The sequence below is a fragment of the Pseudarthrobacter sp. RHLT3-21 genome, assembly GCF_059383495.1.
Window position 1 is genome coordinate 270,222 of sequence record NZ_JBWZCI010000002.1, and the last position, 23,180, is coordinate 293,401.

22 protein-coding genes and 1 tRNA gene are annotated in these 23,180 nt (G+C 64.7%); 5 read left to right on the forward strand and 18 right to left on the reverse strand.

The genetic code is table 11. From position 1 onward, the window contains the following. The first annotated feature begins 274 nt into the window (after positions 1-274). Positions 275-1,096: a ParA family protein gene (locus AC50YA_RS03950; protein WP_494981054.1), complete on the forward strand. Its 822-nt coding sequence runs from the start codon at positions 275-277 to the stop codon at positions 1,094-1,096. Positions 1,097-1,232: 136 nt separating this feature from the next. On the opposite strand, the gene AC50YA_RS03955 is transcribed toward AC50YA_RS03950, so the two are convergent. From AC50YA_RS03955 to gcvH, 5 genes are all read right to left on the reverse strand, one after another. Further along, the gene (locus AC50YA_RS03955) at positions 1,233-1,829 is read right to left on the reverse strand and encodes a MerR family transcriptional regulator (protein ID WP_160669851.1); all 597 of its coding nucleotides are present in this window, start codon (positions 1,827-1,829) and stop codon (positions 1,233-1,235) included. Between the two features lie 239 nt (positions 1,830-2,068). After that, a complete protein-coding gene (locus tag AC50YA_RS03960) occupies positions 2,069-2,572 on the reverse strand; it encodes a bifunctional nuclease family protein (RefSeq protein WP_056342311.1) in 504 nt (167 codons plus the stop codon). Then, on the reverse strand, positions 2,572-3,288 hold the full coding sequence (gene ftsR, locus AC50YA_RS03965; protein ID WP_494981055.1) for a transcriptional regulator FtsR: 717 nt from the start codon (positions 3,286-3,288) through the stop codon (positions 2,572-2,574). The genes AC50YA_RS03960 and ftsR overlap by 1 nt, the downstream gene beginning before the upstream one ends. 23 nt (positions 3,289-3,311) lie before the next feature. Continuing rightward, positions 3,312-3,788, reverse strand: coding sequence for an FHA domain-containing protein (locus AC50YA_RS03970; RefSeq protein ID WP_494981056.1), 477 nt, complete (start codon positions 3,786-3,788; stop codon positions 3,312-3,314). Between the two features lie 145 nt (positions 3,789-3,933). Beyond that, positions 3,934-4,320 (reverse strand): glycine cleavage system protein GcvH, encoded by a 387-nt coding sequence (gene gcvH / locus AC50YA_RS03975; RefSeq protein ID WP_494981057.1) that lies wholly within the window; start codon positions 4,318-4,320, stop codon positions 3,934-3,936. Positions 4,321-4,438: 118 nt separating this feature from the next. Between gcvH and AC50YA_RS03980 the strand changes: the two genes are divergently transcribed. After that, positions 4,439-5,056 carry a hypothetical protein gene (locus tag AC50YA_RS03980; protein WP_494981058.1) on the forward strand — a complete coding sequence of 206 codons (618 nt, stop codon included), beginning with the start codon at positions 4,439-4,441 and terminating at the stop codon, positions 5,054-5,056. 4 nt (positions 5,057-5,060) lie between these two features. Continuing rightward, entirely contained in the window at positions 5,061-5,930 is an 870-nt protein-coding gene (locus tag AC50YA_RS03985) for an Fpg/Nei family DNA glycosylase (RefSeq protein WP_494981059.1), read from the forward strand. A gap of 61 nt (positions 5,931-5,991) precedes the next feature. On the opposite strand, the gene AC50YA_RS03990 is transcribed toward AC50YA_RS03985, so the two are convergent. The 10 genes from AC50YA_RS03990 to AC50YA_RS04035 form a co-directional block, all read right to left on the reverse strand. Beyond that, positions 5,992-6,068, reverse strand: a tRNA-Pro gene (locus tag AC50YA_RS03990). A 147-nt stretch (positions 6,069-6,215) separates the two neighbouring features. After that, positions 6,216-7,766 carry a ribosome biogenesis GTPase Der gene (gene der, locus AC50YA_RS03995; protein WP_494981060.1) on the reverse strand — a complete coding sequence of 517 codons (1,551 nt, stop codon included), beginning with the start codon at positions 7,764-7,766 and terminating at the stop codon, positions 6,216-6,218. Between the two features lie 10 nt (positions 7,767-7,776). Continuing rightward, positions 7,777-8,457 (reverse strand): lysophospholipid acyltransferase family protein, encoded by a 681-nt coding sequence (locus AC50YA_RS04000; protein WP_160678824.1) that lies wholly within the window; start codon positions 8,455-8,457, stop codon positions 7,777-7,779. A 31-nt stretch (positions 8,458-8,488) separates the two neighbouring features. Further along, on the reverse strand, positions 8,489-9,202 hold the full coding sequence (gene cmk / locus AC50YA_RS04005) for a (d)CMP kinase (RefSeq protein WP_494981061.1): 714 nt from the start codon (positions 9,200-9,202) through the stop codon (positions 8,489-8,491). Next, positions 9,202-10,311 carry a prephenate dehydrogenase gene (locus AC50YA_RS04010; protein ID WP_494981062.1) on the reverse strand — a complete coding sequence of 370 codons (1,110 nt, stop codon included), beginning with the start codon at positions 10,309-10,311 and terminating at the stop codon, positions 9,202-9,204. Before AC50YA_RS04010 ends, cmk begins: the two co-directional genes overlap by 1 nt. Before the next feature lie 3 nt (positions 10,312-10,314). Continuing rightward, positions 10,315-11,586 carry a pseudouridine synthase gene (locus AC50YA_RS04015; protein ID WP_494981063.1) on the reverse strand — a complete coding sequence of 424 codons (1,272 nt, stop codon included), beginning with the start codon at positions 11,584-11,586 and terminating at the stop codon, positions 10,315-10,317. 110 nt (positions 11,587-11,696) lie between these two features. After that, positions 11,697-12,359, reverse strand: a complete 663-nt coding sequence (gene scpB, locus AC50YA_RS04020; protein ID WP_494981064.1) for an SMC-Scp complex subunit ScpB — start codon at positions 12,357-12,359, stop codon at positions 11,697-11,699. After that, positions 12,356-13,168, reverse strand: a complete 813-nt coding sequence (locus tag AC50YA_RS04025) for a segregation and condensation protein A (protein ID WP_494981065.1) — start codon at positions 13,166-13,168, stop codon at positions 12,356-12,358. The genes scpB and AC50YA_RS04025 overlap by 4 nt, the downstream gene beginning before the upstream one ends. A 7-nt stretch (positions 13,169-13,175) precedes the next feature. Further along, a complete protein-coding gene (locus AC50YA_RS04030; RefSeq protein ID WP_056342349.1) occupies positions 13,176-14,075 on the reverse strand; it encodes a ParA family protein in 900 nt (299 codons plus the stop codon). A gap of 232 nt (positions 14,076-14,307) precedes the next feature. After that, complete coding sequence (locus AC50YA_RS04035) at positions 14,308-15,654, reverse strand: cation:dicarboxylate symporter family transporter (RefSeq protein ID WP_494981066.1); 1,347 nt, start codon at positions 15,652-15,654, stop codon at positions 14,308-14,310. 140 nt (positions 15,655-15,794) lie between these two features. Here AC50YA_RS04035 and AC50YA_RS04040 point away from each other — a divergent pair, with 140 nt between their 5' ends. After that, a complete protein-coding gene (locus AC50YA_RS04040) occupies positions 15,795-17,435 on the forward strand; it encodes a sensor histidine kinase (protein WP_494981067.1) in 1,641 nt (546 codons plus the stop codon). Next, positions 17,432-18,145 (forward strand): response regulator, encoded by a 714-nt coding sequence (locus AC50YA_RS04045; RefSeq protein WP_494981068.1) that lies wholly within the window; start codon positions 17,432-17,434, stop codon positions 18,143-18,145. The genes AC50YA_RS04040 and AC50YA_RS04045 overlap by 4 nt, the downstream gene beginning before the upstream one ends. 32 nt (positions 18,146-18,177) lie before the next feature. Here the strand turns inward: AC50YA_RS04045 and AC50YA_RS04050 are convergent, their stop codons facing one another. From AC50YA_RS04050 to AC50YA_RS04060, 3 genes are all read right to left on the reverse strand, one after another. Continuing rightward, positions 18,178-19,275, reverse strand: coding sequence for a pyridoxal-phosphate-dependent aminotransferase family protein (locus tag AC50YA_RS04050; RefSeq protein ID WP_494981069.1), 1,098 nt, complete (start codon positions 19,273-19,275; stop codon positions 18,178-18,180). Between the two features lie 156 nt (positions 19,276-19,431). After that, entirely contained in the window at positions 19,432-21,015 is a 1,584-nt protein-coding gene (locus AC50YA_RS04055) for an NCS1 family nucleobase:cation symporter-1 (protein WP_494981070.1), read from the reverse strand. 212 nt (positions 21,016-21,227) lie between these two features. After that, on the reverse strand, positions 21,228-23,126 hold the full coding sequence (locus AC50YA_RS04060) for an acetate--CoA ligase (RefSeq protein ID WP_494981094.1): 1,899 nt from the start codon (positions 23,124-23,126) through the stop codon (positions 21,228-21,230). Positions 23,127-23,180: the final 54 nt, after the last annotated feature.

A 23,180-nucleotide genomic window follows, 5' to 3' on the forward strand; every position in this document is an offset into this window, starting at 1 on the left:
CGGTAAGTGGTCACAGTGTCTAAGACCCGCGCTTAGAAATACAAATCATTGTGGCCACAGTCACAGAAACTTCCGTCATGTCCCGCGCGCATCAACGGAGGCTGGCAGAACCGGCCACCCATACCATCGCCGTGCCATGCCGCGTCCCTATAAGGCGGGATTCACCGGCGCAGCCACATATGATGAGTAAGGCGGCTCGAGCCGCCGGCTTCGGCAGTGCCGGAGCAAACATTACCCCCAACACGGCAGCCGGCGTTAGGTTTTGGTCTCACAAGTGCAAGTAGTCAGCATCAGCAGCCTCAAGGGCGGAGTCGGCAAGACGTCCGTCACCACAGGATTGGCGTCTGCGGCGCTTGCCGCGGGCATCCCCACACTGGTGGTGGACCTCGATCCCCATGCGGATGCGACCACGGCCCTGGGGGTTCAGGCCGGCGACCAGCTGGACATCGGCAGGATGCTCAAGAGCCCCCGCCGCGCCAAACTGGCGGACAATGTCGCTGGCAGCTCCTGGACGGCACGGGCGCATACAAACGGATCCGGACCGGCTGTACTGGACGTCGCGGTGGGTTCGGCGTACACCGGCATCTACGACCGCCCCGACCTTGGCCGTCGGGATCTCCGCAGGCTTTCCGCGGTCCTGGCCGGCGCCGACCGCTATGAGCTGGTCCTCATTGACTGCCCGCCATCGCTGAACGGGCTGACCCGGATGGCCTGGTCCGCGAGTGACAAGGTGGCCCTGGTGGCCGAGCCGGGACTTTTCTCCGTAGCGGGAACGGAACGGACCATGCGCGCCATCCAGCTGTTCAAGCAGGAATTCGCGCCCAACCTATCCCCCGCAGGCATTGTGGCCAACCGCGTGCGCACGGGCTCCTCCGAACACACGTACCGGCTCGCGGAAATGGAATCGATGTTCGGTGACCTCCTGTTGAGCCCGCGCATCCCTGAACAGGCGAACTGGCAGCAGATCCAGGGCGCGGCCCATCCGGTGCACCACTGGCCCGGGGAATCCGCGAAGTCATCCGCTGCGTTGTTCGACGCCCTCCTGGTCAACCTCCTGGCGACCGGAAGCGGCCTGCGAAACCGTACCCAGCGGTAATCCCACGGCTGCAGCGCTCGGCTGCAGCCCAAGGTTCCGCGGACAAGAAGAACCCAAGGTTCCGCGGACAAGAAGAAGAGGCCACCCCCGCTGCCGGAGGTGGCCTCTTCTGTTGGAGTTGGTTCAGCCCGGTGTGTCAGCCGATCTTGCGGGAAGCGCGCCGCTTGCTCAGCTCGTCGTCGGGAAAGGACTGTTCGGCGGCGTGTTCGCTCGGCAGGGATGCCAGGCTGCCCTCGACTTCGCGCCAGACCCTGCCCACGGCGATGCCAAAAACGCCTTGGCCGCCCTGGACAAGATCAATGACCTCATCAGCGGACGTGCATTCGTAGACGCTCGCGCCGTCGCTCATGAGCGTGATTTGTGCCAGATCCTCCACACCGCGTTCGCGCAGGTGTTCCACCGCCGTGCGGATCTGCTGAAGGGAAACGCCGGTGTCCAGGAGCCGCTTGACGACCTTAAGTACGAGGATGTCGCGGAAGCCGTAGAGCCGCTGCGAGCCGGAACCTGCGGCGCCGCGGACTGCGGGCTCAACCAGCCCGGTGCGTGCCCAGTAGTCGAGTTGGCGGTACGTGATGCCGGCAGCCTTGCAGGCCGTGGGGCCGCGGTAACCGGCGTCCTCGTCCAGGACGGGAAGGTCTTCGGTAAACAGGAGGCCCTGGGCACCGCTCGCGGGCACAGCCACACCAGCCGTTGTGGGCTGCTTCAGCCCGCCTGCTTCGCCTTTGGGACTCACCTGGATCCTCCTTCTTATAAGCTCCCGGGGGACCACTGCATCAGCCGGTGCACGCATGAAGTCCATGCATGTAATTTCGCGGGGGTCGTACTTTTACAGTGTGACTTGCGCGGCTGCTGTAAGCAATGGGAGCTTGATACCTTCGACGTTAGGCCCGCCGCGCCCCAAGGTCAAAGATCTAGGCCGCTTGGTGCAGGCGTGTCGGAACTTTCAGGCTCAACTTTAACCTTAACGTGACCTCAGCCGTCGAAGTCTTCCGGCTCAACATCGTCCAGGAACTCACGGAACCGCCGCAGTTCGCGTTCCTCATCCACGGTGGGGCCGGGGTCGGTGTCCTCGCCCTCGTCATGCTCGGTGATGCGGACTCCGGCTTCATCCATCACGGAGTCGGCACACCAGATGCGGCACTTGGCCCGCAACGCGATCGCGAGGGCATCCGATGCACGTGAGCTGACCGTGGTGCCGTTCTCGAACTGGAGCTGGCCATAAAAAATGTTGTCCTCAACGGCCACAATGTTGACGCTGACAACCGAGTGGCCCAGGGATTCCACCACGTCCACCAGGAGGTCGTGCGTCATCGGGCGTGGAGGCACTACCCCTTGCTGGGCCAGGGCGATAGCACTTGCCTCTGGCGTCCCGATCCAGATGGGCACGTGGCGTTCGCCGTGGATCTCGCGCAGCAGGACGAGCGGCTGGTTGGACGGCAGTTCGATGCGAACGCCGACGATCTCCACTTCGATCATCAGATGTCCATACGTGAGATACGGTCCTGGACCAGTGCCCGGTGCAGGACCAGGCAGAGGTCGCTGATCTCGCGGGCCGCTTCCGCAGCCCGCGCCTGTGACGCGGAATCGCGCCGGGACGCGAGCGGCGCAACTGCCCGCTCCACGAGCCCGAATTCACGTTCCGCGGCGGCCTGGAACGGACGCAGGTGGCGCGGTTCAAGGCCGTGGCTCTCCAGTTGCACGCAGGCACGGGCAACCTGGAGGGCGTGCTCGTCGAACTTGCCGTTGCTGTGGCTGATCAGCCCGAAGCTCAGCAGGGATTGGAGCAACGGAATGCTGGCGCCGGATTCAGTCCGCAGCTGTTCCTCGGTGAATTTCCGTCCCCGGTTCTGAAGCTCCACGGCCAGTTCATCCGAAACGATCCGCGGCGAAACCACGAGGCCGGGCGGCAGGTTCTCCGGCCGCTCTCCCCTGTCAATCGCATCAAGGTAGTCCTTGATGACTTTCAGTGGAAGGTACTGGTCCCGCTGCAGCGCCAGCACAAAACGGAGACGTTCGACGTCACCGTCCGAGTACTGCCGGTATCCGGCCGGCGTACGGCGCGGATTAATCAGTCCTTTTTCCTCCAGGAACCTGATTTTCGACGCGGTCATACCCGGAAAGTCGCCGCTGAGCTGCGCGAGGACTTCCCCGATGTTCAGAACTTGGGGCCCCCGGCGTTCCGGTTGTGCCATTGCCACAGGCAAGTGTCCCGGGATCAGGCGCGGCCTGCTGCGCGGGCAGGGCTCAGGTAGAAGGTGAGTCGGAACTTGCCGATCTGGACTTCGTTCCCGGACCTTAGTTCAACACTGTCCACGCGGTCGTGGTTGACGTACGTGCCGTTGAGGCTGCCTGTATCAACCACTTCAAAGCTCCGCGCAGTGCGTCGGAACTCGACGTGGCGGCGCGACACGGTGACGTCGTCAAGGAAGATGTCGGCGTCAGGATGGCGTCCGGCCGTGGTGGTGTCCGTGTCCAGGAGGAAGCGGGCACCCGCGTTCGGGCCGCTATGGGCAACGAGGAGCGCGGAACCGGCCGGCAACGCCTCCACGGATGAACGCTCATCCGTGGACAGCTTGGGGGCGATGGTGGGCTCGTCAGTGACGGGGGTGAGATGGATCGAGGTGGTCTCCGAAGCCCTGGCCGCCCCTGTGCCGTAGTCGCCTTCGGCAGGTTCCTGTTCGTGGCCAACCATGGATTCCTCCTCTTTCGCTGCAGCTCTCACGCCTGCAATCAACATGTGCCCTGACGGATCCGCCTCGCGGATCCGCTTCCGGGCCCCGATCCAGCCACTGACGTGCGAAGACGCCCGTTGGCCGGACCGGATGAACCCGTTAGCTTCAGCCTACCTGTTGTTCGTACTCGGATGCACTGAGCAAGGATTCCACAGCGTCAGCTTCGGCAAGCCGGATCTCGATCAGCCAGCCGTCGCCGTACGGATCGGAGTTGATCAAGGCCGAATCGGTATCGAGGGATTCGTTACGTACGACGACTTCGCCGCTGACGGGAGCATAGATATCGCTGACGCTCTTGGTGGATTCGACTTCGCCAACGACTTCGTTTGCGGTGACTTTAGTGCCGGCTTCCGGCAGCTGGGCGTAGACAACATCTCCGAGTGCGTCCTGCGCGAAGTCGGTGATGCCCACCCTGACCACGCCGTCGGCGCTCGGTGCGGATACCCACTCGTGCTCGGCGGTGTAGGACAGGTCTTCGGGAATGTTGCTCATCAGGGGCCTTTCATCGGGTCAATCACCAATGTCAACGGGGCCGGGAAAACAAGCCGCCGCTGAAAGTATAGGCACAACTCCCCGGGCGTTCGAGGAGGATTCTGACATGATGAGACGCATGAGAACAGATGCACAGGAAACGCCCGCGAAAAAGGCAAACTGGGCTGCTCGGATCATCCTCGTTGTGGTTGCGCTGGTGGTCCTCGGCATCTCTTATTTTGCCTTTGCGGCGATCCTCCCGGTCTGGTGGGCGAATGTCATCCGCAACCAGGTCCAGGGCAATCTTGGGGCGGGCATCCTGGTGGGGATGTTCTACGGGTTCGTTTTCACGTTCGTCCCCCTCCTGGTGGCCTGGCAGGCAACCCGCAAATCCGTGAGCTGGCCCTGGAAGCTGGCCATCCTCCTCGCCGCTGTGGCCCTCGCGTCGCCTAATCTGCTGACCGCCGGGATCATGTTCGGCGGCTCGCAGGCCGCCCACAACGGACAGCGGATCCTTGGCACGGAGGCCACCTGGTTCCCCATGTGGACACAGATCTCAGCCATCGCCGCTGCCGTCATCTTTGTGGTTGGCCTGATCCTGTGGAGGGTCTGGCGGCAGCGCGGCAAGAAGATGAAGGCGCTCAAGAAGGCTGATACCGAGCGTTCCCTGGCCGCGAAGGCGGCCAACGGCTCCGCTGCCAGCTCACCTGTTCCCGAAGCGCCGGCCGCAACCGACAGCCAGGCTGACCGCAAGTAAAGCCATGCCGGAGTTTCCCGAGGTTGCAGGCCTGGCCGGATTCCTGGACAAGCATTTGCGCGGATCGGTGGTGCGGAAGGTCCAGATCGTTTCTTTTGCTGTCCTGAAGACAGCTGATCCGCCGTTCACAGCGCTGGAGAACTGCACCGTCACGGGCGTACGGCGGTTCGGAAAGTTTGTCAGCATTGACACCGGCGGTCCGTCATTGGTCTTCCACCTCGCCCGGGCAGGATGGGTCCGCTTCACCGACTCCCCCACCGGCACGCAGCTCCGGCTGGGAAAGGGCTACATCGCCGCCCGGCTGGCATTCACCGGACCGGACGGCGCCCATGGCATGGATCTCACCGAGGCGGGGACCAAAAAGAGCCTGGCCGTGTACGTGGTGCGCGACCCCCAGGATGTGCCGGGCATCGCGGCCCTTGGGCCGGACCCGTTCAGCGCAGCGTTCGACGCCGACATGCTCGCGGAAATTCTCGGCTCCACGTCGCAGCAGATCAAGGGCGTCCTGCGGAGCCAGAGCGTGATCGCGGGGATCGGGAACGCCTACAGCGACGAGATCCTGCATGCTGCCAGGATCTCTCCCTTTGCCACCGCCAAGTCCTTGGACCGCGGCACAGTGCAGGTGCTGTATGACGCAATCCACAGCGTGCTCGGAACTGCCCTGGCTGAGGCCGAGGGCAAGCCACCCAGCGAGCTCAAGGACGTCAAACGCAGCCACATGCGGGTCCATGCCCGCGCCGGCGAGGCTTGCCCGGTGTGTGGTGACACAGTCCGGGAGGTGTCCTTCGCCGATACGTCCCTGCAGTACTGTCCCACGTGCCAGACCAAAGGAAAGATCCTGGCGGACCGCAGGACATCGAAGTTCCTGAAATAGGCCAGGTGACGGCACAAAACAGAAGCGTCCCGGAGAAAATTTCTCCGGGACGCTTCTGTTTTGGTCGGGCTGACAGGATTTGAACCTGCGACCCCTTGACCCCCAGTCAAGTGCGCTACCAAGCTGCGCTACAGCCCGTTAGTTCCGCCGTTCTCCGCTGCGTTTACTCCTGATGTTAGCCAGGATTTCAACTCAGCAGTCCGGCCGAACCACCTTGAAAAGCTTACACGATTCCGGAGGGTGCAAGTGACACTTTGCCGCCTGCACGCCCCCGGTGTGTCGGAATTAACGCTTCTTGCCGCGCTTTTCGCGGACACGCATGTTGACCTCGATAGGCGTGCCCTCGAAACCGAACGTTTCGCGGAGCCTGCGGGTGATGAAGCGGCGGTAGCCCGGGTCCAGGAACCCGGTGGTGAACAGCACAAACTTCGGCGGGCGGCTGGACGCCTGCGTGCCGTACAGGATGCGCGGCTGCTTTCCGCCGCGGACCGGGTGCGGGTGCGCCGCTACAAGCTCGCCAAGGAAGGCGTTGAGCTTGCCGGTGGGGATGCGCCTGTCCCAGTTCTCAAGGGCCAGGTCCAGGGCGGGAACCAGGCGGTCCTTGTGCCAGCCGGTCAGCGCGGAAATGTTGACCCGGGGCGCCCAGGCCACGTGGGCCAGGTCCTGTTCGATTTCGCGCTCCAAGTAGGTGCGGCGTTCGTCGTCGAGCAGGTCCCATTTGTTGAAGGCCAGCACCAGGGCGCGGCCCGACTCGATGGCAAGCTGCAGGATTCGCACGTCCTGCTCGCTGAGGACTTCATCAACGGCGAGAAGAACGACGGCGACCTCCGCCTTCTCCAGCGCGGCCTGCGTTCGGAGGGAGGCGTAGTAGTCCGCACCCTGCGCCATGTGCTGACGGCGGCGGATGCCCGCCGTGTCCACAAAGCGCCAGGTGCGGTCGCCGAGTTCGATGAACTCATCCACGGGATCACGGGTGGTACCGGCGGTGTTGTCCACTACTACACGCTCGGACCCTGCCAGCTTGTTCAGCAGCGATGACTTGCCCACGTTCGGGCGGCCGATCAGTGCGATGCGGCGCGGGCCGCCGGAGCGTTCCATGCCCTCAATCGTGGAGAACTCCGGCAGGGTGTCCATCACGTGGTCCAGGAGGTCGGCCACGCCGCGTCCGTGCAGGGCCGAGACGGGGTAAGGCTCACCGAAGCCGAGGCCCCACAGGCTGGCGGAGTCCGCCTCCTGGGCGAAGTCGTCCACCTTGTTGGCCACCATGATGACCGGCTTCTTGCTGCGGCGGAGCATCTTCATAACGCCCTCGTCCGTTGCGGTGGCGCCCACCGCGGAGTCGACGACAAAGAGCACGGCGTCGGCCAGCTCCACGGCCATTTCGGCCTGTTCGGCCACACGGGCGTGGATGCCGCGGGCATCGTGCTCCCAGCCGCCGGTGTCCACCACGGTGAAGTTGCGCCCGTTCCAGTGTGCCGAGTACATCACCCGGTCCCGCGTTACGCCGGGGGTATCCTCGACCACGGCTTCGCGGCGGCCCAGGATGCGGTTCACAAGGGTGGATTTGCCCACGTTGGGACGGCCGATGATGGCAAGCACGGGATCGAGCTTGACGGGACCGTCAAAGTCCTCGTCGTCGTATTCCCCGCTCAGAAGGGCGGCGTCTTCCTCGTCGAGTTCGTAGTCGGCCAGGCCGGCGCGGAGCGACGCGGCACGCAACTCCGCTTCGTCGTCGTCCATGGCGGCCAGCCGCTCGGCCACCTGGTCCGTGCCGGTGGGCGTGTATTCGTCTTCGCCGGCGCCGGAGTGGCCGGAGGTTTGAGTCGTATCGCTCATTGCACTTTCCTTAGTGGTCATCTGCCGGCGTCCCGGCTACTGCTGTGAAGTTCGTGCGGAAATCCGCGTGGGGCAAAGGCTGCCCACTGTGTTGGATGGTCTCCTGGACGTGCCCCGCAAGCGCAGCGCGGATTTCCATTCCCGCCCTGTCCATTGAAGCACGGCCCGTTTCGCCGGGGTTGCGGCTGAGGGTCAGTGCGTTGCCGAAGCTGACGTGGAACCGGCGCCCCGGCCTGGGTACTGTGTCGAGGTGTTCGTTGCCAGTCCGGGTGCCGAGGATCGCCACGGGAACCACAGGAGCGCCGGAGTTCAGGGCCAGCCAGGCCACCCCGTTGTTGATGTCCGTTGCCTGGCCGCTCCCCCGCGTACCTTCCGGAAGAATCCCGATGCAACGGCCGGCGTCGAGCATGTTTTTGCCCAGCAGCAGCGCTGCCCGGTCCCCGGAGCGGTCCACCGGCAGCTGGCCGGAGGCCCGAAGGACCCGTCCCAGCATGCCCTTGAACATCTCCTTCTTGACCAGGATGTGCATGGGACGCGGCGAGGCGCCGAACATCACCGGCCCGTCCAGGAAACTGATGTGGTTGCCGGCGAAGATCACGGGCCCTCCTGTGGGCACGTTGTCCCGGCCAGTGACGGACGTCCGGTACACCGCATGGTCCAGGAGCCATCCGACGGGCCGGCTCCAGGTCATGGTCCAGCCGGAGGGAAGGCGCAGGCCGCCGTCAGTCACGGTTAAGCACCTTCGTGACGATCACGAGCGCCGCATCCACGGTTTCGGCGAAGTCCAGGTCGGAAGAATCCAGGGTGACAACACCGTCGGCGGCCTGGGTGAAGTTCACCACCGTGGAATCCTTGGCGTCGCGCTGGGTGACCTGGGCGGCGAGTTGCTCCGCATTCTGCGTGCCGCCCAGCTGGATGCCGCGGCGGCGAAGCCGGGCTTCCTCACTGGCCGTCAGCAGCAGGCGGACTTCAGCGCCCGGCGCGACGACGGTGGTAATGTCCCGGCCCTCCACCACGATGCGGCGGTGGTGCTTTTCAATAAGCTCACGCTGCCGGCGGATCAGTTCGGTCCGGGCACCGAGCGTTGTGGCCACCGCACTGACCGCCGACGAAATTGCCGGTTCGCGGATGGCGTCCGTGACGTCGGTCCCGTCCACACGGACGTATTCCTCCCGCGCTGTGGTGCTTACGTCAAGGACGAGGTCCCTGGAAGCCTGCTCCACGGCGGCGGCGTCGCCGAGGTCGATTCCGCTGGTGACGCAGAACCAGGTCAGGGCCCGGTACATGGCGCCGGTGTCCAGGTAGGCAAGGTGCAGCCGTCGGGCCACTTCCTTGCTCACGCTGGACTTGCCGGAGCCTGACGGTCCGTCGATGGCAACCACCAGGGGCCTGCCGACGCGCAAGGCCGGAAGGGTGTCAAGAAGTTCTTGTGTCATTACTGCAATACCCGCCATCCGCGGTCGTTGAGTGCTTCGATCAGGTGGTCATGCTTGTTCGGCAGCACAGACAGTTCCACCATGCCCACGTTCTGGCCCGAGGAATGGTCCAGCCGCAGGTCCTCCACGTTCACGCCGATCTCACCGATTTCGGTGAGGAGCCGCGCTATCTGGCCCGGCCGGTCATCCACGAGGACTGTCAGCCAGGAGTAGGCCTGCGGCGGGCCACCGTGCTTGCCCGGAATACGGGCCTGCCCGGCGTTGCCTTCGCTGATCAGCTGGGCCAGGTCAAGCCTGGCGCCCGGCGCAAGGGGCTCCTCCAGCGTGCCGATGAGCCGGTTCAGGTCCTCACGGACGCCGTAAAGGATCTCCACGACTTTCCCCGCGTTGCCGCCCAGGATCTGGACCCACAGCGTGGGATCGCTGGCGGCGATCCGGGTGACGTCCCGCAGCCCGTTGCCGGCGAGGGACAGCGCGTGAAGCGGCGTCCCCTGCAGCCGGCTGGCCAGCAGGGAGGACATGATCTGGGGCAGGTGTGACACCAGGGCCACGGCTTCGTCGTGTTCGTCGGCAGTGAACTGGGAGACCACGGCACCCAGGTCCGTGGCCAGGGAACGCGCAGACTGCACGGCAGCCGCGGATGACTCCGGGCCAGGACAAACCACCCACGGCATGGACGTGAAGAGCTCCCCGCGGGCCGCAACCGGCCCGGACTTTTCGCGCCCTGCCATCGGATGGGTGCCCACATAACGGGTGAGGTCCGCGCCGCGGCCGCTCAACTCCGCCAGGATGGCGGCTTTGACGCTGGCGATGTCAACCACCACGGAATCCGGGTAGTCGGCAAGCGCACGGGCCACGACGTCGGCGGTTACGTCCGGCGGTGCCGCCACCACCACAAGCTCCGGCGCCTCGTCCCCAAGCTGGTCCAGGGGCTGGCCGGCACCGATGTCCACGGCTACTGCCTGGTTGGTAGGCGACGGGTCAGACAGGAATACGGGCACGCCGCGTCCACGCAGGCCCAGCCCGATGCTGGCACCGAGCAGGCCGGTGCCAATCACCACGACCGGTCCGTTGAGGTGTCCCCGCCCGTGGGAGCGAAATGCGGACATGCCTCAGAGTCCTACGGATGCCAGCAGGTGGCCGACTTCCTGCTTGCCAAGGTTGCGGATGCTGCCCTGGCGCTGGTCGCCCAGACCGATGGGACCCACCTTGACGCGCACCAGGCGCAGGACCGGGAAACCGACGGCGTCGAACAAACGCCGGACGATCCGGTTCTTGCCCGAGTGCAGGATTACTTCGATCAGCACGTGGCCCGGGGTGGAGTCCACCAGCTTGAAGGAGTCAACGGAGGCAAAGCCATCCTCAAGTTCCACGCCTTCCCTGAGCTGGGCGCCGACTCCCTGCGGGAACGGGCCGCGGACCTGGACCAGGTAGGTCTTAGGAACCTCGTAGGACGGGTGGGTCAGCCGGTTGGCCAGTTCGCCGTCGTTCGTCAGCAGCAGCAGACCCTCGGTAGCGACATCCAGCCGGCCAACGTGGAACAGGCGTTCGCCCTGGTGGGTCTTCCGCACAAAATCGCTGATGCAGGGACGGCCGTCGGGGTCCTCCATAGTGGACACCACGCCCTTGGGCTTATTGAAGACCATGTACACAAGGTTTTCATCCAGCTGGATGCGCAGGCCATCAACGTGGATGACCGCTGTCTTGGGGTCCACGCGGACACCAAGCTCAGTGACCACCTGGCCGTCGACTTCTACCCGGCCTTCGGAGATCATCTCTTCGCAGACGCGGCGCGAAGCCACGCCGGCCTGCGCCATGACCTTCTGCAGGCGGGTGCCATCGGCGTCGTGCATTTCAGACTGCGGAACGGAACCGCGGGGTCCGCGCTTGCGGGCAGGCTTGCGGACGGGGCCAAGGTTCTGGCCGAAACGTTCGCTGCCGAAGGCGCGTGACGCCGCGGCTCCGGGCCTGCCGGTGCGTGGCTTGGGCTTGAGGGCGCCCGGAGTGCCGGGAGCCTTGTTGGCGCCCGGCTTGCGGGCGGCAGGCTTGCGCGCCGAGGCGCTGGCAGCGGGCTTCCAGTCGGAGGCACCGCGGCCGGCCGGCGGCGACGCCGGCGCATCGCCGGGATCCACAAATGGCTCCTCGCGCGGCCTCGGGGCCTTGTACGGCCGGTCCCCGCCGCCGAATCCGGCGTTACGCTTGCCGGCGCCGGCGCGGAAACCGCCGCCTGCCGCGCTGGGACGGCCGCTGCCGCCCTGTGCAGGGTTGCGGCTTGCGCCGCCCTGCGCCGGATTACGGCTGGCGCCGCCCTGTCCGGCATTGCGTTCTGAACTGTTACGTCCCGAACTGTTACGTGGTGAACCCTGGCGTCCCGCCTGTGTCATGACCCGTCCTTCGTTATCTGGCCGGCTGGTTGTCCAAGAACAACCCTAGCCAGCCATGCAGAAATTATCTGCCCTTATGAATATTCGTGTGCGCACGCGGGATTCCCCGCCTACATTCTGTCGGCGTCGTAGAACTCCGCGATGCCCTCAAGCCCCGGAAGATGGGGTGAAAGCTGAGGCAGTTCCGCTACGGAGCCGATTCCCATCCGTTCCAGGAAATACGACGTGGTCCGGTAGAGGATGGCGCCCGACTCAGGATCATGTCCCGAATCTTCGATCAGCCCGCGCTGGGTCAATGTCCGTACGACAGAATCGACATTGACTCCTCGAATTGCAGACACCCTGGCTCTGGAGACAGGCTGGCGGTATGCGATGACAGCCAGTGTTTCCAGAGCCGCCTGCGTGAGCCTGGCCGTCTGACCCTCAAGCACAAACCGTCCGACGATCTCGGCGAAGTCTGCGCGGGAGTAGATCCGCCAGCCACCGGCGATGTTCCGCAATTCGAAACCCCGGGGGCTGGCACTGAAACCAGCATCGCTGGCATCGTCCATGTCCGGGGCTTTAACAGTATAGCCGCTATACTCCCGCTGCAGTTCCGCCAGTAACTGCTCGACGACGGCGACCGTCAGGTCAAGCCCGGCGGCCAGTTCAGTGGCGGTGGCCGGTTGGTCCAGGACCATCAGGACCGCCTCGAGTGCAGCCTTGGCACCGCCGGGAAGATCCCGGACATCCAGGCCCGGCTCCGCCCCGGGCTCCTGATGTTCTTGGCTCACGACAGTTCCTCGTATTCTTCGCTTAGGTTTTCTGTTGACCAGTCCCGGCCGTCTGCAGTCCAGTGCACGGTGAGATCGCCCAGCGGCGACACCTGGTCGAAGGACACTGCCCGGTCCCGGAACATCTCCAGCAATGCCAGGAACCTGGCCACCACTACCAGGGTGGAATCGGCGTCGGCGATCAACGCGCGGAAAGACAGGGGCTTCCCCAACTGGAGCCGGAGCCCCAGGATCTCGGCCTGTTCCTTCACGCTGACGGTGCTGCCATGCAGGTGGGCAAGGCCCACCTCGGTGGGCCGCGGCGACTTGGGCTTCAGGGCGGATTCGGCCAGGCGGGCGAACTGGTCCGGCGTGTGCTTCCACACCAGTTCCGGGAGCATGGCGGCAAAGTGCTCCTCCAAGGCAACCTGACGCGGAAACCGGCTGGCTTCCTGTTCCAGGGTTCCGGCCATCAGCGCTGCCACCTGTTTGAACGCCTTGTATTGGAGGAGCCTGGCAAAAAGGAGGTCCCGCGCTTCCAGCAGGGCGATGTCCTCATCGTCCTCGACTTCGCCGGCGGGCAGGAGCCGCGCCGCCTTGAGGTCCAGGAGGGTGGCGGCAATGACCAGGAATTCACTGGCTTCATCCAGCGCCCATTCCTCGCCGAGCTTCTGGAGCTTCCTGATGTACTTGATGAATTCATCAGTGACGGTGGCAATGGCCACCTCGGTAATATCCAGCTGGTGCTTGGCGATCAGGCCCAGCAAGAGGTCGAACGGGCCGGTGAAGTTGGCCAGCCGCACTTCAAAGCCGGGTTTGGACTCGGCCACGGCGTGGCTAGGGTGCGCCGCCGCGCGAAATCAGCTCTTTGGCCAGGCGGCGGTAGGCATCGGCGCCGATGTGGCTGCCTGCGTAGCTGGTGATCGGCTCGGCCGCGACGGTGGCGTCCGCGAACTTGATGGAGCGTTTGATGACGGTCTCGAAGACTTTGTCGCCGAAGGCTTCCACCAGGCGGGTGATGACTTCGCGGCTGTGGAGCGTACGGGCGTCGTACATGGTGGCCAGGACACCATCTACCTGCAGGCCGGGGTTCAGCCTGTCCTGGACTTTGTCGATGGTTTCTACCAGGAGGGCTACCGCACGGAGTGCGAAAAACTCGCAGATCAGCGGGATGATCACTCCGTGGGCGGCAGTCAGGGCGTTGACCGTCAACAGTCCCAGAGAGGGCTGGCAGTCAATCAGGACGACGTCGTAATCGTCTTCGACTTTTTTCAGCGCCCTGTCCAGGACCTGCTCACGGGCTACTTCATTGACCAGCTGCACTTCTGCGGCGGAGAGGTCGATGTTGGCCGGCAGCAGGTCCACGTTTTCGACGCCGGTCTGGTGGATGGCGTCGCGGATGTCCACCTTGCGGTCCATGAGGACGTTGTAGACCGTCAGGTCCAGTTCGTGGGGGTTGATGCCAAGGCCCGCGGACAGCGCGCCCTGCGGGTCGAAGTCGACCAGCAGCACCCTGCGGCCGTATTCGGCAAGGGCCGCTGCCAGGTTGATGGTGGACGTGGTCTTGCCAACGCCGCCCTTTTGGTTCACCATGGCGATCACGCGCGCGGGACCGTGGGACGACAGCGGGGCGGGTTCCGGAAATTCGCGGTGGGGGCGCCCGGTGGGACCCATCACGGCGTCTTCCAGATCGAGTTCCGTGCCTTCCAGAGTTGCCGAACCCTGTTCGCTGCTCACGTATCTATCCACACTTTCGATGACGGTGATTTTCCTGCTGCTGGAGCTCCAGCGCCGATCCTGCTTTCCACCTAGGCTACAGGCCCCGACACGGTATTCGGGGGAACTTGACTTTGCGTGGATTCTGAGCCTTGACCTTCTAGTAGAGGTCGAAGGTTAGGCTTCCGCACGCAGGAACCGCCCGCACAGCCGGGGCTGTGCGGGCGGTGTAGTGCCTCGTCAGGTCCGCAGGTCAAGCATGCGCCGGCTCCGCTGCACTGCCGGATGTAGTCCCCATGCGGTCGCTGTGGCCGGCCATCATGGTCTGCTCATCAAAGGGCAGCTGCCCGGAGAGAACACGTTCAACCTGCTCACCGTCGATCTCCTTCACCCAGGTGCCGATCAGGACGGTGGCGACGGCGTTGCCGGTGAAGTTGGTCAGTGCGCGGGCCTCGGACATGAAGCGGTCGATGCCGACAATCATGCCCACGCCCCCCAGCAGCTGGGGCGCGTGCGCCTGGAGACCGGCAGCCAGGGTGGCCAGGCCGGCACCGGTGACGCCGGCGGCACCCTTGGAGGCAATGATCATGAAGATCAGCAGGGAAATCTGCGCTCCGAGATCCAGCGGCGTGCCCATGGCGTTGGCCACGAACAGGGAGGCCATGGTCAGGTAGATGGCCGTGCCGTCCAGGTTGAAGGAGTAGCCCGTGGGGACGGTGACGCCGACGACGGGCTTGGAAACGCCCAGGTGTTCCATCTTGGCGATGAGCCGCGGAAGCGCGGCTTCGGAAGAGGACGTGGAGAAGATCAACAGGTACTCGCGGGCCAGGTACTTCATGAGCTTGAAGATGTTCACTCCGGCCACCACCTGGAGGATTCCGCCGAGGATGACCACGATGAACAGTGCGCACGTGATGTAGAACGCCACCATCAGGGTGAACATGCTCACGATCGCCTGGAAGCCGGTGGCGCCGACCACGGCGGCAATGGCGCCGAAGGCACCCACGGGGGCGAGCCACATGATCATGATGAGGATGCGGAAGACCACTGCCTGGCCGTGGCCGATTGCCCTCAGAATCGGGGTGCCCTGCGGGCCCATCTTCTGCAGTGCGAAGCCGACCAGGATCGCGGCTAGCAGCGTCGGCAGCACGGGGATGTCACCGGGGATGATCCCGAGCAGGAAGTCCACAGTGCTGTCCGTTGCAGCCTTCTTGTTAGGGTCGTACGGCGTGAGGTTCAGGCCTTCCCCCGGGTGGATGAGGTTGCCGACCACCAGGCCGATAGCCAAGGCGAAGGTGGACATGACGAGGAAGTAGCCCAGGGCCAGGCCGCCGACCTTGCCCACAGTGGCGGCTTTGGCGATGGAACCGATGCCCAGGACGATGGTGCAGAAGATGATGGGGCCGATCATCATCTTGATGAGCTTGATGAAGCCGTCACCGAGGGGCTTCAGCGATTTGCCGACCTCGGGGAACAGCAGGCCGACGACGGCGCCCAGGATGACGGCGGCAATAACGGCAATGTAAAGGTAGTGGGATTTGTCCAGGCCCTTGCGCCGCGTTTTCACGGTGCCGAGCGACTCTCCTCGTTGAGAAGCCATGATGTGTCTCCTTATGGGTAATCTGGTAGACGCTGCGGCGCATTCTCTGGGCTCATCGCGTCGGTCCGGTGTGATATCCATCATTGGCCCTGCCGTGACTTAGCTCACTGTTGCGTTCATATTGGTCATGGGAGGTGCTGATGATCCACCGCTGGAGTATCGCCCGCCGGCTGTTCGTGGCCAATTTGCTGATTGTGCTGGCTTTTACGGCCATCGTGGGCACAGCCGCGTACCTCGACGCCCGGGACCGGAGCTACGAGGAAGCCGGACGGCGGATGACCGGCGTTGCTGCCGCCGTCGCCGCCAATCCACTGGTCCTCCAGGCCGCGGACCAACCGGATCCGACGGCATTGCTCCAGCCCTACGCCCTGGACGTGATGGCCGGATCCGGGGCGGACTTCCTCACCATCATGGCGCCGGACAGGACACGTTGGACACACCCCCGGAACGAGGAAATCGGCAAGCCGTACATCGGCTCGATTGAGGCTTCCCTGCGCGGGGAAGTGTTCACCGAGGTCACAGCAGGAACGCTTGGCCCGTCGGTACGGACGATTGTTCCGGTTAAGGATGCGGCGGGAAACGTCAGGGCACTGGTGGCGGCCGGCGTCACGGTGCGGACCGTGGACGTCGCACTGTCCGGCCGGTTGCCGGCGCTGCTGGCCATCAGCCTGGCCCTGCTGGTGGGCGGGTCCCTGGCCTCGTGGCTGCTGGGCCGGTACCTGCGCCGGGTGACCCGGGGATGGGGACCGGAGCAACTGGCGCAGCTTTTTGCCTACTACGAATCGGTCCTCCACTCCGTCCGTGAGGGGCTGATCCTGATCGACACCAAGGGCAGGGTGGTGATGTACAACGACCAGGCCGCCGAGCTGCTGGGGCTGGCGCCCCGCGGTTCGGGGGCTGACCCGTCCAATCCCCCACTGTTGACCGACCTCCTGCTGGCCCCCAGCCTGAAAAGGCTCTTTGAATCCGGCCGAACGTCACACGACGAAATCCATCTGACGGGCCCTCGGATTGTGGTGGTGAACCAGGGCCCGGCCGTAGGCCCGGACTCCCCCGGCCTCCGGCCACCGGCGGTGTTCGGCACCGTGGCCACCATCCGCGACCGCACGGAAATAGAATCACTGGGCAGTGAACTCGAAACGATGCGGACGCTGTCCGACGCCCTCCGTGCCCAGACACACGAGCACGCCAACCGGCTCCACACCATGGTTTCCCTGCTGGAACTGGGGCGAACCCGGGAGGCCCTGGAGTTCGCCACCAAGGACCTCGAACTGAGCCAGCAGCTCACCGACAAAATGGTCCGTTCCGTGGACGAGCCGGTCCTCAGCGCCCTGATTATGGGCAAGGCCGCCGAAGCGAATGAACGCGGAGTGAAGCTGACGGTCTCCGCCCAAGGGTCCGCGTCAGTGGCCGGCCTGGCCGTCCAAGACCTGGTCACCATCCTGGGTAACCTCCTGGACAACGCCATCGACGCCGCAGCGGACGGCGAGTCACCAAAACGGGTGGAGCTGACCGTGGAGTCTGACGCCGAGGGCCTGGACATCATGGTCCAGGATTCGGGCCCCGGCGTGGACCCGGCCGACGTGGACCGCATCTTCAAGCACGGCTACAGCACCAAGGGGTCCAGTCCTTTCGGGCGGGGAATTGGCCTGGCCCTGGTCCGACAGGCCGTGCAGCGCCTGGACGGTACCATGACCATCACAGGCACGGACGGCGCACGCTTCCATGTCTTCCTGCCGGCCATGGCCGGCGGAACCGACAAAGAGGAGCAGTTCCAGTGAGCGATATCCGCGTCCTCGTGGTGGAGGACGAGCCGGTGGCGTCGACAGCGCACGCGGCCTACTTGGGCAGGATGGCAGGATTCGTGCTGGCCGGGACGGCCCCTGACGGCCAGTCCGCGCTCAGGCTGCTGACGGAACTGGCGGCCGCCGGCGAGCCGGTGGAACTGGTCCTGCTCGACATGAACCTTCCGGACCTGCATGGCCTGGACATCGCCCGGAGGATGCGTTCCGCAGGAATCCTGGCGGACATCATTGCCATCACCGCGGTCCGGGAAGTGGCGATTGTCCGGAGCGCTGTGGCCATCGGCGTGGTCCAGTACCTGATCAAGCCTTTCACCTTTGCCACGTTCGAAGACAAGCTCTCCAGCTACCGGTTGTTCCGGCAGCAGTTGGCCTCCCCGGAGTCCGGTGCCGGGAGGACCGGCGCATCCCAGAGCGAGGTTGACCAGGCCTTCGCAAGCCTCCGGGCGCCGTCGGAAATGCCCCTGCCGAAAGGCCTTTCCGTCTCCACCCTGGACTCGGTCCGGGACTACCTGAAACAGCATTCGGGATCCGTTTCGGCCACAGAGGTCATGGCGGCGCTGGGAATGTCCCGCGTGACGGCCCGCCGCTACCTCGAATACCTCGCCGACGCCGGCATCGCCTCCCGGGCGCCCCGCTACGGCACGCCCGGGCGGCCGGAAAACGAATACGGCTGGAAGCGGCCCTGATACTACAGCCGCGTTTCTCGGAGAGTCTGTGGTCAGGCAGCGGAGATGGCTTCCTTGAGCGCCCCCAGCACCAGGGTCACTGATGCGGCGTTTGCGTTGGGGCCCATCATTCCGATCCGCCAGATGCTGGAAGCATACTTGCCGGCCCCTGAGCCGATCTCGATGCTGAAGTACTCCAGAAGATGATGGCGTACAGCCGCGGAGTCGACACCGTCCGGGACCTTGACAGTGGTAAGGCTGGGAAGCCGGTGGCCCTCGGCCGCGAACAGCTCAAGTCCCATCTCCTGGAGCCCCGCCTGCAACGCGGCCCCTGCCGCGCGGTGGCGCGCCTGGACCGCGTCCAGTCCCTCGGCCAGGATTCTTTGCAAGCCCGCCTCGAGACCGGCGATCATGGTGACCGGCGGCGTGTGATGGTAGGTTCGACCGCTGCCGCTGGCGGCCCCGACGTAACCGCCCAGCAGACCGACGTCCAGGTACCACGAACGGGGATTCTCGATCCTACGCTCGAAGGCCCTACCCGACATTGTGAAGGGCGACAGCCCCGGCGGCACGCCGAGGCATTTCTGCGTGCCGGCATAGCCGACGTCGATTCCCCAGTCGTCTGCGAGGAGTTCCAGCCCGCCGATGGATGTCACGGCGTCGATAATCAGCAGCGCATCGCCCTTGTTCTGCCCGAGCGATGCGACGTCGGACAGGACGCCGGTTGACGTTTCGGCGTGGACTGCCGCAATCACCTTCGGTCGCGGGTGAGCCGCCAGAACGCGTTCGACGTCGATGGGGCTGCCCCATTCGTGGTCAACACGAACCACGTTTGCGCCGCAGCGGCGGGCCACCTCACACATACGCTCGCCGAAGAGCCCGTTGACGGCGATCACTGCCACATCGCCGTCATCCACGGTGTTCACGAAAGCCGCTTCCATGCCGCCGGAACCGGTGACGCTCAAAGGCAGCGTGCGGGCATTCTGAGTCCCCCAGACCGTGCGGAGGCCCTCGCAGGTGTTGTCGAGCCGTTCAATGAAGACCGGATCCAGGTGCCCAATCACCGGATGCGCCAACGCGGCGGTCACTTCCGGGTAGCAGTTGCTCGGTCCCGGACCGAACAGGAACCGCGAGGTCAAAACCTGTGGCATTGGAACTCCTTCGTTGCGGCTGAATGGCCACCTTCCGGGTAAACCCACTACCGGAATAGAGGTCGACGAACATTTCCGTGCCGGATCTTGATGATGTCATTCTCGTCCCGTCCCCGCCATCGGAGCTTGGGGGCGATCTTGCCGTTGTCAGGCCGGTCAGTGCTTCGGGGCGAGAGCAATATCCTCGCCGTCGACGGCGTGGAACGGCGTGTGGCGATCCATGATCAGCAGGTAGGTGATGGCGGCCAGGATCGCGCCGACGAACCAGGAGAAGCCGGAGACATAGGTGAACGCAGGGACGAGAGCCAGCACCAGGGCGACGATCGCAGCCGGTGTACCCGCGATGACAGCCTTCCGGTTGACGCCACGGGTATAGGCATACTCCCCGTCGGGGGAATCCGAGTACAAATCCGGAATGTTGACCCTGCCCTTACGGACCAGCCAGTAGTCGGCCATGATTACGCCGAACAGTGGTCCCAGGAGGGCGCCCAGCCCGCCGAGGAAGTAGACGATGACCACGGGCGAGTTGTACAGGTTCCACGGCAGGATCACCAGGCCGATCACCGCGGAGATAATGGCTGCGCGGCGGAAGTTCAGAGTCCGGGGGAAGAGGTGGGCCAGTGTGTATATGGGCGCCACGAAGTTGGCCATGAGGTTCACGGCCACCGTCAGGATGATCAGGGCCAGGCAGGCCAGCACCAGCAGGAGCGTGTTCGGGATGGCGTTGACGACGTCGGTGGGCGACTCGATGATCGTTCCGTCGATCTTGTACTGGGCGCCGGCGAGAACAACGACGATGGCGGCGAAGAAGAGCATGTTGATGGGGATGCCGAAGAAGTTGCCCCGCACCACCGACCGCCTGGAGGGCGCGCCCCGGGTGAAGTCGCAGAAGTTCAGTACGAACGTCCCGTAAACGACCACCCATAGCGCCGCCGACTGGAAAATCCGCACCCACATCACTGGGCCCGTCAGAGAGTCGGCCGTGGACCAGGCGATGGTCCCGCCGGCTTCCACCAACATCCATACGGCCAATGCGAGCATGGTGACCAGGATGATGGGGCCGGCGAAAGCCTCGTACTTGCGGATCATCTCCATGCCGAAGCTCACGATCACCGTCTGCAACGCCCACAGCGCAACGAACGAGATCCAGCCCAGAGTCGAGAGCCCGAGGAACGAATCTGTATCGAGCGGCGCCAGGGACGGTGCCAGGGCTAGGATGAGCACCCGGAGCACTACCGAAGCCAGATAGGTCTGGATGCCGAACCAGGCCACGGCCACGGCGCCGCGGATGATGGCGGGGATATTGGAGCCCCGGATGCCGAACGCGATCCTGCTCATGACGGGGAACGGTACGCCCGTCCGCTCGCCCATGAACCCAGAAAGGTTCAGGAGAAGGAACAGCAGGACGGCGCCGAGCAGGAAGGCGAGCATGATCTGCCAGGCGCCCAATCCCAGGGCGAACAGTCCGATGGCAAACACGTAATTGCCCAACGAATGCACGTCGTTCGCCCAGAGCGTGAAGATGCTGTAGGCGTGCCATGTGCGCCCCTTGCGCGTGGTGGGCGCCAGGTCCTCGTTGTAGAGTCGGGGGCTCACACCCGCGGGCACCTGGACCCGGGTGGCTGGCTCTCCCCTTACGATCTCCTCGACCGCGGGGTCGCCGGTGCCCCACGGCTCAGGGTCAATCAGGTGCGGATGCCCGTGCTCGTCGTGCGAGCCGGGACCGTGTTGGTGGGACATGATGCAGACCTCCGTAGGACGGAAACGGCATTGCTGGGTGTGGACTTGTGTGGACGGAACCGGTGCTTCCGCCGAGGAACGTCAACCTTGGACGGCTTGGTCTCCATGGAATCTAAATTCCGTACTACGGAAAAGATATTTCGTTTTGTGAAACAAATGTAGCTACGATGCGGATCACGGTCAAGACTTCTTTGCGGCCGGGGACTGCAGTACTAAACGGCGCCTTCCGGCCGGAGCACGCCCAGCAACTGCCCGATGACGTCCGGATCCTCGATCGTCGAGGGCACCACGTAGTCCTCGCCGTCGGCGATTTGCCGCATGGTCTTGCGCAGGATCTTCCCTGACCTGGTCTTGGGGAGGGCTTCGACCACAGTGGCGTGCTTGAAGTCGGCCACCGGACCGATGTCCTTCCTGACAAGGGCGATCAGCTCGCGGACCAGCTGGTCGTCCTCTGCGGTGACGCCTGCTTTGAGCACCACATAGCCGCTGGCCCGCTGACCCTTGAGGGGATCCGCCACACCGATCACGGCACATTCGGCCACGGCCGGGTGGCTTGCGATGACCTGTTCAATCGCACCGGTGGACAGGCGGTGGCCGGCAACGTTGATGATGTCGTCGGTCCGGCCCATCACAAAGACGTAGCCATCGGCGTCCCGGTAGCCGCTGTCGCCTGTGGCGTAACTGCCTTCGAAAGCAGCCAGGTATGAGGACACGTAGCGGTCGTCGTCCTGCCACAGGGTAGTAAGGGTGCCGGGAGGCAGCGGCAGTCCCAGGACAATGTTGCCTTCCTCCCCCGGCTGCACCGCTGCCCCGGCGCCGTCGACAATATTCAGTTCGAAGCCTGGCATGGGCACGGTCGGTGAACCTGGCTTGAAGGGAAGGTCCTCCAACCCGCGCGGGTTAGCGCAGATGGCCCAGCCGGTTTCGGTCTGCCACCAGTGGTCCACCACCGGAACACCCAGGATCTCACCCGCCCAGCGGTAGGTCTCCGTATCCAGCCGCTCGCCCGCGGCAAACAGGGTGCGCAGGGTTGAGATGTCATACTTGGCCAGTTCCGCAGCCTGGGGGTCGGCCTTGCGGATCGCGCGCAGTGCCGTGGGCGCGGTGAACAGGACGTTAACCTTATGGTCCTGCACCACCCGCCAGAACGCACCCGCATCAGGCGTACCCACGGGTTTGCCCTCGTAGAGGACCGTGGTGGCACCGGCCAGCAGCGGGCCATAAACAATGTATGAATGGCCCACCACCCAGCCGACGTCGGAAGCCGTCCACATCACGTCACCGGGACCGACGTCGTAAATGTTCGCCATGGTCCAGCTGAGCGCGACCGCATGGCCGCCGTTGTCCCGCACTACACCCTTCGGCGCGCCGGTGGTGCCCGACGTGTAGAGGATGTAGAGGGGATCGGTGGCTGCGACGTCCACGGCTGCCGCCGGGGCGGCGGCCGTCATGCACGTTTCCCAGTCCAGCCAGTCCGGATAGTCGGAGGCCGCATGCACAAAGCCTTCCCGGCCTTTGACAATGACGGGCGTCTGCCCTGCACCGGCCAGTTCGAGCGCTTCGGCAACCGCCGGAAGATACTCCACCCGGCGTGAGGGCTCAATCCCGCCGGACGCCGTGATGATCGCGGACGGACCGGCATCTTTGATACGGGCGGCAAGTTCCTTGGGCGCGAATCCGCCGAAGACCACCGAATGCACGGCTCCGAGCCGGGCCGTCGCCAGCATCGCGATGGCAGCTTCGGGAATCATGGGCATGTAGATGACCACCCTGTCCCCTTTGCGGACCCCCTGCGAGCGCAGCACACCCGCGAACCGCGCCACGAGGTCCGTCAGTTCGGCGTAACTGTAGGTGCGCTTGACCCCCAGCATCGCGGAGTCGTAGATGAGGGCATCCCGGTCCCCGCGGCCGGCCTCAACGTGGCGGTCCAGGGCGTTGTAGCTCGTGTTGAGCATGCCGTCAGGAAACCATTGGAACAGCGGGGCTGCCGATCCATCAAGCGCGGTTTCCGGCGTCCTGGACCAGGTCACGCCGCCTGCCGCCTCGAGCCAGAAGGCATCCTTCTGTTCGATGCTGCGCGAATATGCTTCCCGGTATTTTCCGCTGACCATCATGGGCTCCCGTTCACGTCGCTGTGTTGCCACCATGCTATGCGGGCAACAGGC

Excerpts from the sequence above, each read along its gene's own strand:
- AC50YA_RS03960 (WP_056342311.1), bottom strand. The coding sequence starts at position 2,572 with ATGATCGAAGTGGAGATCGTCGGCGTTCGCATCGAACTGCCGTCCAAC.
- ftsR (WP_494981055.1), bottom strand. The coding sequence starts at position 3,288 with ATGGCACAACCGGAACGCCGGGGGCCCCAAGTTCTGAACATCGGGGAA.
- AC50YA_RS03970 (WP_494981056.1), bottom strand. The coding sequence starts at position 3,788 with ATGGTTGGCCACGAACAGGAACCTGCCGAAGGCGACTACGGCACAGGG.
- gcvH (WP_494981057.1), bottom strand. The coding sequence starts at position 4,320 with ATGAGCAACATTCCCGAAGACCTGTCCTACACCGCCGAGCACGAGTGG.
- AC50YA_RS03980 (WP_494981058.1), top strand. The coding sequence starts at position 4,439 with ATGAGAACAGATGCACAGGAAACGCCCGCGAAAAAGGCAAACTGGGCT.
- AC50YA_RS03985 (WP_494981059.1), top strand. The coding sequence starts at position 5,061 with ATGCCGGAGTTTCCCGAGGTTGCAGGCCTGGCCGGATTCCTGGACAAG.
- der (WP_494981060.1), bottom strand. The coding sequence starts at position 7,766 with ATGAGCGATACGACTCAAACCTCCGGCCACTCCGGCGCCGGCGAAGAC.
- AC50YA_RS04000 (WP_160678824.1), bottom strand. The coding sequence starts at position 8,457 with ATGACCTGGAGCCGGCCCGTCGGATGGCTCCTGGACCATGCGGTGTAC.
- cmk (WP_494981061.1), bottom strand. The coding sequence starts at position 9,202 with ATGACACAAGAACTTCTTGACACCCTTCCGGCCTTGCGCGTCGGCAGG.
- AC50YA_RS04010 (WP_494981062.1), bottom strand. The coding sequence starts at position 10,311 with ATGTCCGCATTTCGCTCCCACGGGCGGGGACACCTCAACGGACCGGTC.
- AC50YA_RS04015 (WP_494981063.1), bottom strand. The coding sequence starts at position 11,586 with ATGACACAGGCGGGACGCCAGGGTTCACCACGTAACAGTTCGGGACGT.
- AC50YA_RS04035 (WP_494981066.1), bottom strand. The coding sequence starts at position 15,654 with ATGGCTTCTCAACGAGGAGAGTCGCTCGGCACCGTGAAAACGCGGCGC.
- AC50YA_RS04040 (WP_494981067.1), top strand. The coding sequence starts at position 15,795 with ATGATCCACCGCTGGAGTATCGCCCGCCGGCTGTTCGTGGCCAATTTG.
- AC50YA_RS04050 (WP_494981069.1), bottom strand. The coding sequence starts at position 19,275 with ATGCCACAGGTTTTGACCTCGCGGTTCCTGTTCGGTCCGGGACCGAGC.
- AC50YA_RS04055 (WP_494981070.1), bottom strand. The coding sequence starts at position 21,015 with ATGTCCCACCAACACGGTCCCGGCTCGCACGACGAGCACGGGCATCCG.
- AC50YA_RS04060 (WP_494981094.1), bottom strand. The coding sequence starts at position 23,126 with ATGGTCAGCGGAAAATACCGGGAAGCATATTCGCGCAGCATCGAACAG.